The sequence below is a fragment of the Mycoplasma sp. 1578d genome (assembly GCF_024582695.1).
Classification (GTDB): domain Bacteria; phylum Bacillota_I; class Bacilli_A; order Mycoplasmatales; family Metamycoplasmataceae; genus Mycoplasmopsis.
Map to the genome: position 1 here is coordinate 799935 of NZ_CP102081.1, position 12383 is coordinate 812317.

Annotated in this window: 9 protein-coding genes; 2 read left to right on the top strand and 7 right to left on the bottom strand. The window is 28.9% G+C overall.

Features of this window, described 5'->3' with window-relative positions:
• Positions 1-540 precede the first annotated feature (540 nt).
• Positions 541-2541, top strand: a complete 2001-nt coding sequence (locus NPA11_RS03165; RefSeq protein WP_257043471.1) for an alpha-amylase family glycosyl hydrolase — start codon at positions 541-543, stop codon at positions 2539-2541.
• 44 nt (positions 2542-2585) lie between these two features.
• Here the strand turns inward: NPA11_RS03165 and NPA11_RS03170 are convergent, their stop codons facing one another.
• The 3 genes from NPA11_RS03170 to NPA11_RS03180 form a co-directional block, all read right to left on the bottom strand.
• Positions 2586-4133: an amidohydrolase gene (locus tag NPA11_RS03170; protein ID WP_257043472.1), complete on the bottom strand. Its 1548-nt coding sequence runs from the start codon at positions 4131-4133 to the stop codon at positions 2586-2588.
• Positions 4134-4292: 159 nt separating this feature from the next.
• Positions 4293-5426 (bottom strand): restriction endonuclease subunit S, encoded by a 1134-nt coding sequence (locus NPA11_RS03175; RefSeq protein WP_257043473.1) that lies wholly within the window; start codon positions 5424-5426, stop codon positions 4293-4295.
• A gap of 17 nt (positions 5427-5443) precedes the next feature.
• Positions 5444-7366: a class I SAM-dependent DNA methyltransferase gene (locus NPA11_RS03180; protein ID WP_257043474.1), complete on the bottom strand. Its 1923-nt coding sequence runs from the start codon at positions 7364-7366 to the stop codon at positions 5444-5446.
• 321 nt (positions 7367-7687) lie between these two features.
• On the opposite strand from NPA11_RS03180, the gene NPA11_RS03185 reads away from it, so the two are divergent.
• Positions 7688-8158: a hypothetical protein gene (locus NPA11_RS03185; RefSeq protein ID WP_257043476.1), complete on the top strand. Its 471-nt coding sequence runs from the start codon at positions 7688-7690 to the stop codon at positions 8156-8158.
• 115 nt (positions 8159-8273) lie between these two features.
• Here NPA11_RS03185 and NPA11_RS03190 read toward each other — a convergent pair whose 3' ends face one another.
• The 4 genes from NPA11_RS03190 to NPA11_RS03205 all read right to left on the bottom strand — a co-directional run bounded on the left by NPA11_RS03190 (position 8274) and on the right by NPA11_RS03205 (position 12380).
• The gene (locus tag NPA11_RS03190) at positions 8274-9371 is read right to left on the bottom strand and encodes an NADH-dependent flavin oxidoreductase (protein ID WP_257043477.1); all 1098 of its coding nucleotides are present in this window, start codon (positions 9369-9371) and stop codon (positions 8274-8276) included.
• Positions 9372-9595: 224 nt separating this feature from the next.
• Positions 9596-10213, bottom strand: a complete 618-nt coding sequence (locus tag NPA11_RS03195; protein ID WP_257043478.1) for a hypothetical protein — start codon at positions 10211-10213, stop codon at positions 9596-9598.
• Positions 10213-11430 carry an ABC transporter ATP-binding protein gene (locus NPA11_RS03200; protein WP_257043480.1) on the bottom strand — a complete coding sequence of 406 codons (1218 nt, stop codon included), beginning with the start codon at positions 11428-11430 and terminating at the stop codon, positions 10213-10215. Before NPA11_RS03200 ends, NPA11_RS03195 begins: the two co-directional genes overlap by 1 nt.
• A 2-nt stretch (positions 11431-11432) precedes the next feature.
• Positions 11433-12380 (bottom strand): sugar ABC transporter permease, encoded by a 948-nt coding sequence (locus tag NPA11_RS03205; protein ID WP_257043481.1) that lies wholly within the window; start codon positions 12378-12380, stop codon positions 11433-11435.
• Positions 12381-12383: the final 3 nt, after the last annotated feature.

Genomic DNA, 12383 nt, shown 5'->3' on the forward strand with positions numbered 1-12383 from the left:
AATACCAGTACAATTTGAGTATTTTTACTAATATTAGTTAAAAAACTATTTTTGACTTTTTTAAAAATTTATCTAATTAAGATATTTAAACTGATTGAATTGTAGTTTAATAATTAAATTAACTTTAATGACCAAAACTTAAAGTTAAGGTATGGGTCTATTTTCTCCACATTTTATGGTGGTAAAAGTTTATGATAATTTATAAATATTTGTTTTGTTAAGATATTTTGCTCATTAATATGTATATTTTTAGAACAAAGTTTAATGAATATTTTGCCAAAATCTCCTTTAATTTTGATGCTATAAATAAGTACTAAAGAATAAGAAACTACTCCTACTTTTCTCATATTGAATTCATTATATTTGACAATTCAAAATAAATGTCAAAATGGAAAAATTTTCCACAAAAAAAGTATGGAAACGTAATCATAAAAATTATCATTTTTTGATATTTTTGTAATTGCCTATATTTTTGCTTTTGCTTGTATATTCAAGAATTCATCTTAATTGAATAAGTAAAAGAATACAATTTATATTGCTATGAATTTTAAAACATTATCTGATGGTCAAATTAAACAATTTGATCAACAATTCGCTTATCAACACAATGATTTAGGTGTGGTCTTTTTAAATGAACAAATTCAAATCAAGTTATGGCAACCACTAGCTAAAAATGTTAATATCTTAATTTTTAAAGATATTAATTCAAATGAATGTGTTGAATTATCAATGAATAAACAAGAATCAATTTGGATAATCTTACTTGATTCAAGTTTTCAATACACTTATTATCAATTTAAAATCACTCATCAGGATAATACTCAAACTTTTGCCCTTGATCCATATGCTAAATCAATGGCACCGTTTAATCATTCTAAGGAAAAAGTTGGAAAAGGTTTTATTTTTGATCCCAACAAAGAAATTGCCAAACCTGTTCAATTAAAAAACAAAATCATTCACAATAATCAAGCAATTATTTATGAATTACACATTCGTGATTATACTAGTTTGCTTGAGCAAAATTTTTCAACTTCTAAAGGAACTTTTCAGGCAGCTCTGCAAGCTAATATTTTTCAAAATCTCAATGAGCTTAATTTCACTCACGTGCAATTACTTCCAATTCAAAGTACTTATATGGTTAATGAATTTGATCAAAGCATTATTCAACATGGTCAAGGACAAGGATGAAATACTAATTATAACTGAGGGTATGATCCACATAATTATTTCACTATAAACGGAATTTATTCATCCAATCCAAGAGATTCATTAGCAAGAATTAAAGAATTTAGTGAATTTGTTAATCAAGCTCATAAAAATGGAATTGGGATTATTTTAGATGTTGTTTTCAACCATTTATTTCATAACGATATTTTAAACAACATTCTTCCTGGTTATTATTTCCGAGAAAATGCTAAGGTTCATCCTGTAGATCAACCACCTCTGGCAACTCAAAGAACTATGACTCGTAAGTTAATGATTGATGTTTTAAAATACTTTGTCCAATATTTTGATGTTGATGGTTTTCGCTTTGATTTATCAAGTTTTTTTGATAAGGAAACGCACGAAGTAATTGCTCAAGAATTGAGAAAAATCAAGCCAAACATCATTTTACATGGTGAAGCTTGGCCTTATTCAGATTTAGAATTTAAGAGCACTTATATCAAAGGTTATAATTCAAATAATTTTGAATTTGGATATTTTAATGATTCATTAAGAAATTCAATTACATGCTATGAAGGAGAAAAAGAGAAAAAAGGTTTAATTTTTCAAAATACCTATCAAGCATTTCAAGTATATGTCTCGTCAATCCCTGGCAATATTAAAAATTATAATTGAGGAGATATTGAGCATTCAACTTATTTTTATGATCTCTTTAATAAAGATACAACCACAAATTTAGCATATGTGGCCTGCCATGATGGTTTGACACTTTGAGATAAAATTGCTGTACATGCACAAACTAATGATTTTGTTAGCTTGCTTGAAATGTATCGAAAAGCTTTAATTATGCTTTATACAACCCAAGGAAGAAAACTAATTTTAGCTGGAACCGAACTACTTCATAGCAAACCATGTGATATCACTGGTGATGATCCACATAAATGTCACCCCATGAACATTGATGATTTTTTAAACTTAAAACCCGATCAAAATTCTGTGCATGAAAATTCATATAAAACCTCTGATTATGTTAATGGTTTAAAATGAAATAATTTAAATAATAAACAAATAAAACAACATATTTATCAATTTATGAGCAATTTAAATGCTTTTAAATTGCAATATGATCACTTTAATTTAATTACTCCTGAACAAATAAATGAAAAATTATCATTTATTAAAGTAGATTATGGAGAAAAACTCATAATCTATAAAGTAGTCCATAATAATGTTGAAATTGTCGTTATGCACAATTTTAGCGATAATTCGTATCAATTCAACCAATATAAGGAATGCCAAACATTATTTAGCTCGCTGATAAATTCTAGCAAAGCCAACCTACTTGCACCACATGAATCTAAGATTTTAAAAAGATAAATGAAAATATAGCAGGGTTAACCCTGCTATATTTTAAAAACTTCTTATTTTTGGTTTGATCAAACAACTTTTCCTCTAAATCATGTTTGAAATGGTTTAATGGTTTTGAGTTGTTCTATGCGATTTACATCAAAAATATCTTGTTCATAAATCACAAAATTAGCTAGATAATCTGTTTTAATTTGACCCATGATTTTTTCAGCATTCATAAAATATGCCGATCCTTTTGTGTATGCATCAATAGCTTGATAAATACTTACTCTCTCTTGTTTATTGGGGTGATTAACCGCTCAATAAACATTATTAAGTGGTTCTAAGGGAAACACTAAATGGTCAGTTGACATTCCTACATTGACTTGATTATCAAGACATGTTTTAAATGGTAAAAAACTTTCATCTAATTCTCTGACAAAGTTATTTTTAAGTGAGCACATTTCAAAACCAACAGGAATATTGCTGTGTGCTAGTTGCTTAATTAAGTCTTTATTTAAATAACAAGCATGTATAATTGCATTTCTGGCTTGATTGGTTTTATCAACCTTTTGATAATTTTCAATGACCGAAGCAATAGCCCGATCGCCAATTGCATGCGTAGTGACAGCGAACCCCAGTTGATTAAGTTCTCTTACATATTGCTCAAAATCACGTTCTTCAGTGTAAGGCTTTAAGCTTTGTTTATTGAATTTAGTTGCTAGTTCTTGACTCAATGATGATGTGTTTGAATAATTTGTTCCATCGGCAAAAAACTTAATTGCGGCAAGTTTATGATTATCAGGGAGAATAATTTGATCTTTTTTGCTAAGAAAATCTTTTAATCATTCTGTTTCAGTTAGTCAAAGTTGGTGATAAACTTCTAAAGTTAAATCATTCTCAAGCATTTGAATTTGCTCGAGACTACTTTGTCAATTCGCATTTCTTAAATCACAAGTATAAATTCCGGTTAATCCTATTTCATTTGCATATTGGACATATTTTTTAAGATAAGCAGCTTCTTTTTCAATATCTGATTTAGAAATAAGCTTTTCAATTCTTCATGTGATCATCTCACGAACAAAACCAGTAGGCCATCCTTGTTCGTCTAGTTCAATAATTGAACCAGGACTTACGGCATTTTGTTTAAATAGGTCAAATCTTTTTAAAGCTTGTGTATTGCAAACTCCTGAGTGATAATCGCCTCTCCATAAAAATAAAGGCACATTCTCTAGCATTTGATCTAATTCTTTTCGTTTAGGTATTTTTCCTTCTTGTAAATTTAATTCGTTTAAACCATATCCAATAATAACACTATCGCTCTGGATCTTGTGTTTTTGTTGAAACTGATCAATTAACCTAGCTATATCATCAAAATTTTTAGCAGATCCAATATTAAGATAATGAGCATATTTAGCTGAATAAAAGAAATGCACATGACTGTCGATAAATCCAGGAATTACTGTTTTTCCTTTTAAATCAATAATTTGATCTGGTTGTTCGTTTAAAATTTGATCATTTGAACCTACTGTTAAAAATTTATGTTCTTTAATTAAGAAAGCTTGTGCAAATTTTGCGTTTGAAAGATATACTTTGCCATTTATAAAACCAATTGACTTCATAATAAAAATTATAGTAAATTCTTATTAATTAAGTTTTAATACATTTAAAAATGTATAATGGATAGTTTTGTCTCCTAAGTAATAAAATCAATAAAAACGCACTTAAAAATTATCATTTAATAATTTTTAAGTGCAGTGCTTTTAAATATCTTTTATAAACTATTTTTGCTCTATTGCTTGCTTAGAATATTTGATTTTGAGATCCTTTCAATCTATAACATTTTTTATAATTTGCTTTTCAAGAGCAAAAACTAAATTTTCCATAAACTCAAAATCTATTTCATTATTTTGAACCGGTAGGCAGATTTTATCTTCGATTAATGTTTTTAATGTAGGATAACTTGAATATCCGCCTCTATATCTTTCTAGCATTTTATTGATTGCCGACACAACAAATTGAGTAAGTAGTCTTTTATCACGAGGTTTAAGAATAAAAATATTTTGACTTGAATATCATTCATTTTTTCTAATTTGTGCGACAATATCACCAATTTGAATTATTGATATCACATCCTTTTCATTTGGTTCAGTTTCTTGTTTTTCAATATAACCTTTAACTCCATAATTAACTTTTGTTCTTGCTATAAATTCAAAAGCTTTTAGGCTGTTGTCAACAAATTTAAGCGACCCTTCATCGTATCCTATTGAGCTTTTAATTGAGAATAAATCAGATATTTTAAATTCTTTTCACTCAATTGGTTTAACGTTTTTATTTTCTAACAATCTTTCTATGGAAAGATTTTCTTGTTCAGTTAATAAGTAATCTTTTAAACCTGTAATAGTTAAATAAGATTCTAGTTGGATAATTTTTGCAGTTTCAATTTTTTCTATAAAACTTTCCATAAATTCGAAATCTATTTTGTTGTTTTTTAACGGAAGAAGAATATTTACATTTTTAATATCGTCAAGATCAAAGTTTTTTCCTCATTTAAACTCATCAACAGCTCTTTGAATACATAAGGTAATAAATCTCAGGATATTTTTCTTTGACTGAGAAAATTTGGCAATTAAAACATTAATATTGTTGCCAGTAAAAAACCTTTCATTTTGATAAAAAACTCTAAAAGTGTCTTTCCCAAACGAAATTGAATTTTCAGGGTTACTATATTCTGGACTTTCTTTGATAAATCCCCTTACTCCGTTATTCTTCTCAGTTCTTGTTATGTAAGGTAATGAGTCTTGGATTTGTTTATTGTATATTTTAATAGCGTTCGCGTGGAATATTTTTTTGCTTGACTTAATATGAAATAAATCTTCAAGTTTATATTCACCTCACTGAGCAACTTGTAACATTTGATTCAGTGAGGTATCTACTTTTTTAAGTTTTCATCTCTCAATGCATTACTTTGAAAGATCTTTTGTACTTCCCAAGAAAGAAAATCAGCAATCGTTTTCTTAAAATCACTTAAATTGGGTTTTAATTCTACTTTTTTATGCTGATCAAAATTTCAGTCTTCTCCACTTTGAGTAATAAAATCCTCAACATAAATTTCTTTTATATTAAATAATTCAGGGTCGACTTTTGCTAATAGCCCATTTTTATAAATATCAATCAATGCTCTATATCTTTCTTCGGGTCGATCTATTTCCCTAATTCCTCTATCTGTTCTTTTATAACCATCTTTTCTAAAATCAACAAACTTAACAGTCTTGTTAAAATCATGTGGTATGCCAGCTTGAAATATATAAATACTAGTTGCAACTCCAGCCATTGGTTGGAATAAATCAACTGGCATTTTGATACTTGCAAGTAATGTGTTGTTTTTTAGAATTATTTTGTTAGAAACACGAGCTTTGCCAGTTCCTGCACTATCTTGGATAATAATTGCGGCCAATCCACCTTTTTGCATTCTTTCTAATCCAAATTTCAAAAAGGGCATTCCATTTTCTTCAAACGAAAAAGGAGGATTTAACAACAAACGGTCAGCTTTAAAGTTAATATAAAGCTCTTCTGGAGTGTTAAAAGTATCTCCTTTTTGAATGTTGCTTGAGCCATCACCACGAAGAATCATGTTTGTGGCGGCTAGTGTGTACATTTCAGCATTTAATTCAACACCCAAAAGTCTTTTCTTTTTAATTTCGAGAATTTTGTTTTTAGCTTTAGTTGTTCCTTTACCGTATTTTCGTTCAGCACTATCAATCATCATGTTCATACTACTGATTAAAAATCCCCCCGAACCAGCCGCTAAATCCATTACCTTATTTTCTTCGCTAACATTTATAATTTCAGCCATTAACTGAGTAATGTAAGGGGGTGTAAGAACAATTCCGATTTCTTTTCCGTCTCCATAAGCATATTTTAAAAACTCTGAATACATTTCTCCAACAATATCAATGTTGCGAGAAATATTGTTAATTTGTTTGAAAATGTATTCATAAATAAAAGTAAAAATTTGTTTATTTTTGCTACTTTTAAATGGTAGAAAATTAGAAACTAGTTCGTCACTATCAATGAGCAAATCTCTTTGCTTATCTTTTGAAATTTCCGAAAACGAAGCTAGCATAAGCTCTTTTTTATCACTGTCAATATTTCTTTGATTTAAAAACTCTTTAATATGTCCAACAATCATTTTTCCATCACGTTGATCAGTTTCGGGTGAATGTCCTTTGAGCTTATCAGGAACCAATCCTTCTAATAGAGATGAACCATCATCACGAATAACATCCTGCATTGATAAAAGCATTCCTGAAACATATAAAACTCTTTGTGAGGCTGTAATACTAAGATTGTGCATTAATTTATTTAGCTTAGTTGAATATTCTTTTAATATTTTCTTACTACTGATGATTAATTGGTGTTTTTCTTTTTCACTTAAGATTGCATCTTCATAAAAATTATCAAAGGTTTTGTCGTTTTCAAGAAAACCTAGATTAGTGTATTGAGACATTAATTTTGCGATTTTCATTGATGGACCATGTACATAATACACCTGTATTTGTGCATCTTCATCGCTATTACCTGCTACACCAATAGCAATAACTTCTTTATAAAGATTGCTTTCTATCATTTCTTTGGCATAATACAATGCCCCATTGACAGCAAAGTTTCGAATTGAACTAGCATCTTCGCTAATTCCTTCTTTGTTTTTGTCAATTAATTTTTTAGAATAAAGCTTATTCTCAAAAATAACTGGAATTTTGTATTTCTCTATGTGTAAATCAGGTTCACCGACTCCGGTTTTATTTTCAGTTTTTGAACTTCCGCAAAGTGCATCCCTCATACGCTTAGACATAGAAGAAGAAACATTATAATCAATTAGCTTTCTAATTGATTTTTCACATAATCGTTAACATCATCTTCTAATGTTCATTTTTTAATCATTTGGACTCTTTAAATTATTAATATTGATTAAATGTTATTAATTATATTTTATAAAGAATTAAAAAAGTGCTTTATGAAATTAAGCACTTTTTCTGTAAATTTAACTAATATTTTGTTTCAATTCGATCGAAATCGATCGAATTGAAAATCATTAGAATGAAATAAACGTTTTTTATTATTAAAATAAAAAATAATAATATAATATTAGAAAATCAATATGAAAGGCATTTATATGAAAAAATTATTTAAAGGATTAACTATTTTACCAATTACATTAATTCCTACTGTTATTGCTATGTCTTGCGAAACAAAAAAAGAAGAACCAATAAAGAAAGTAGAAAAAGAGAGTAATTTAATCGAAGACTATGAAAAACCAAATCCAACAGTAAATGATTTAAAAAGATTTTATCAAGCTTATGTCAGAATAATGTCTACAACAGGTTTTCTTCAAAAAGATAAAGAAGGAATTATAAGACAAGAATCTTTAGAACATTACTTTGGAGTAAATTTTGACAAAAAATTTGATGAATTCCAAGACAAAAGAGATAATGAGAAACTAAGTACTTTGTTAGATATTTTTACATCAATAAAAATTCCTTCAAATGCTTCAGAGCTTTTTATAAAAACGATTATAGAACCTTATTCAAAAGAAAAAATCGATCTAATTAAGAAAACAATAGCTGAAAATAAAGAATTAGAATAAAGAAATTAATATTTACAAAAGAAATAGTAAATATATTTTGTTTAATTTTCAGTTGTCGGCAATTTGCTGAACAACTGAATTTTTTATTTCGAAAAATGAACATTTTTAATTTTTATTAATCTTTAATTTCAAATCATCCTGGTGTTTTTTGAATTTTTTCTCACATTAAATCTGGTAGTTTTAATTCCTTAACTTTCTTGCAAGAAAGAGCATGTTCAATTTGATCTTCATTCCCTGAAAGAGTTTTTTTAATTCAATCTGGATCAGTAATTAAAACTTGTCCTAAAGCAACCAAATCAGCTCCTAAATTTAAAACTTGCTTTGCTTGATCTGGCGTTTGAATTTGTCCAGCACTAATTAATGTTGCACGTTGATTAATTTGTTGAGCAAATAATTCAACATAAGTTTTTTCATATCCTTGAGGTTTTGATTGATATGCTTGAAAAAGTGATGTATGAATATAATCAACTCCTAAATTAACTAATTTTTCGGTAAGTTGTAAAGTATCGATAACTTTTAACCCATTTTCAATTGGTTCATCTGGAGAAATCCGGTATCCGATAATAAAGTCTTTTTTATTTTCTTGCTCAACTACTTGTTTAACTTGTTTTACAATTTCTAAAGCAAAACGCATGCGATTTTGTATGCTACCACCTCATTGATCGTTTCGTTTGTTAAAATAAGGTGATAAAAAGTTTTGAATTAAAAATCCATGAGCTCCATGTATTTCAATTCCATCAAATCCGGCCTGAATTGCTCTGCGGGTTGTGTGCCCAAAATCTTGGATTATTTGTTGAATTTCTTGCTCACTTAATTCTCTAACTTTTAAATTGCTATTTGCTGGAGCTACATTACTTGCAGAAACAATATCCTGAACAAGCTTAGAAGGAGCTTTATTTCCCGCGTGGAAAATTTGTAAAATAGCTTTTGCTCCACCTGCTTTAGTTACTTGAGCTAATTGACTTAAACTAGGGATAAATTTATCGTCATATCCGGCAAATTGATTGGTAAATCCAATTCCGTTTTCTGAAACAAAGGTACATCCAGTGATTAATAATCCAACTTGGTTATTTCTATGTTTATAGTATTCTATCTCTTGATCAGAAATGGTTAAATCATCATTTGAAGAATAAGTAGTCATAGGTGCCATTGCAATTCTATTTTTAATAGTATGTTTATTTGCTAAATTAATTTGAGAAAAAAGTTCCTTCATTTTGTTCCTTATTTTGTGTCTTTTGGTAAAAAATAAATAAAAAGATTATTAAACCTAAAAGCATACAATTGTAATATTACTAGGTTTAATAACTGCTTTTCTTGATTATAAATAAATTATACTTTATTTTAATTCGGTCGAAATCGATCGAATTAATTCTAACTAAATTACTATTATTTAAAAACGAACAAATTCATTTTGTTCGTTTTTTGTGGTTTTTATGTTTATGCAATTGGTTTGAATTTGCGTTTTAAAATAATGTCTTTGCTTAAAAACCCATATTTTAAGCGTGAATTAATTAAAATAATCATTATTGCAAAGGAAATAAACATTGAAGCTCATGCAAGTGAATAATTGATCCGGTCGCTAGATTGGGTAATATTAACATTTCTTCCACTAATATTAACTGTTCGAGCAATGGTAAGCTCAATTGGTTGGAGCGCAACAATAAAGAAGATCATCACAAATGCAATAAGTACAAATCAAACATTATATCTAATGATTTTATTTCCATTAAAACGATTGCTAAATAGTCCGTATAAAGCAAGACTTGATAAGAACACACTAATTAAAAGAGAACTAATAGCAATTGAAACTAATACTAAAAAGATGGTTTTAAGTTGAAAACTAGTTGAACGTTGATCTAAAATTGTAGCAAATTCAGCTTGACTTTTATCCTTTAGTTCATCTTTTAATCGTTCAGTTAATCACTCTCGTTCAAATGTAATTCGACCATAAAATTTGCTAATTAACAATCCAAGCAAAATTAGAACAACCACACCAAAAATAAGTGAAATTAACACTAAAATTTTCCGTTGTTGGTAGTTAACAAATCAATTCATTAGTTAATTCTTTTCTGAGTAACTTTATCAAAAATATGGACACGAGAATTATCAAATTTGAGTTGGATTTTTTGATAAAGTTCATACTCTTCGTTGTTTGGTGCAGTAATAATAAACTCTAGTGTTTCATTAATTTTAGCTAAAATTAATTGATCTTTACCAATTAGCTCAATGTTAAAAACAATTGCTTGAGTGCTGTTTTGCTCATGGATTGACGAAATTTTAATATCTTCACTTCTAAATCCGACCACAAGTTCTTGGTCAGGGTGCAGTAATGAAGCAGTTTGAGGATTAATTTCAATGCTTAAACTTTTATCACTTGAAACTAGTTTACCATTTTCAAAAATTGCGTCAAATGTGTTCATAGTTGGTGAACCGATAAATTTAGCTACGAATAAATTAGCTGGTTTAAAGTAAAGTTCTCTTCCGTTTCCGCTTTGTTGAATTGAACCATCGTTAAAGACAACAATTTGATCACCCATAGTCATAGCTTCAAGTTGATCGTGAGTAACGTAAATACTAGTGGTTTTGAGCAATCTATGAATAGAAACAATTTCTCTCCTCATGCTTTCACGTAATTTAGCATCAAGGTTTGAAAGTGGTTCGTCCATTAAAAAGACCAAAGGTTTCCGCGAAATTGCCCGACCAATAGCTACCCTTTGTCTTTGACCTCCAGATAGGTCTCTTGGTTTACGATATAAATAATCTTCAATTTTGAGAATTTTAGCAACATCTTTTACCCGACGATCGATGATATCTTTCCGTTCTTTAGCAATTCTAAGCCCAAACGAAATGTTGTTATACACGTTCATATGTGGATAAAGAGCATACGATTGGAATACCATAGCAATATTACGCTCATTAGGAAGTAAGTTATTATATCTTTTATTATTGAATAATAAATCTCCTGAAGTAATTGAGTTAAGTCCGGCAATCATTCTTAATAAGGTAGTTTTACCACATCCACTTGGGCCAAGAAAAATACAAAATGAACCTGGTTTGATTTCTAAATTAATATCCTTAAGGGTGTATTTTTCGTTTCCTTCATATTTTTTTGACAAATTAACTAGCTTAATATGAGCACCATTGTTAGTGTTGGTAATTTCACCTAATTGAGTGATCATTTTATCAAGATCAATTGTTTCAAAGTTATATTCTGGATCAATATGTTCATTTGGTTGAGATACGTGCGATTTTTTAAAAATATTTTTAATCATAATTATCCTTTAACAGCTCCTTCTGAAAGTCCTCCAACAATGAATTTTTGCAAATACATAAATAGTGCAAACGCTGGAATTGAAGCAAGGAGCGAACCAGCTAAATAAGCTCCAAAGTTAATGTGTTTTGGTTCGGTTTCAATCAGAGTGAGTAATCCAACAGCTAGTGTTTTGGTTTCGTTTTCAAAAAGAACAAATCTTGGTAAGATAACGTCAGTAAACGGAATTAAGAACGATCATAATGCCACCATAATTAGTGAAGGTCTAATTACTGGAAGTAAAATTTTAAAGAACAATCCTCAGTTTGTACATCCATCCACTTTTCCTGAATCATCTAATTCAGATGAGACTGTATCTAAATAACTTTTAAGCATAAAAGTGTTGGATGAAATCGCTCCACCTGTATAAATAACAATGAGCATGTACACAGGATTTGCTCCAAGTGCAGTTCCCATTTTAACAATAATAAATAAGGTAATTAGCGATGAAGTTGCTGGAATCATTTGTAAGAGCATAATAATTGCCAGTGAATATTTAGAACCGGCAAACTTAAAGCGTGAGTATGCATATGCATTTAATGCCACTCCGGATGTTGCAAAAATCATAGTTAGTCCAGCGATTAAAAGAGTGTTTTTATATCAAGTTCCAAACAAACTTCGTGGCGAAGTGAATAAGTAATTAAAATTATCAAGTCCAAACTTAAATGGAACAATAGCAATAATCCGTGGGTTGTTAACGTTAAACGATGCGGTAATGAGCGAAAATACTGGAAATAAGATAATAATTGCTCAAAAAATAAGCACTAAGTAGTTAATAAATAAGAACAAGATTTCCATTGGAGTTGGTGCTTTAGTATCCGATTCATTAAAATTAATTCTTTTTAATGGTTTCTTACGGGGAGTAGTATTAATGCTGGAATGAATTGGTTTAAAAAATCTTGATTCAGTCATTGC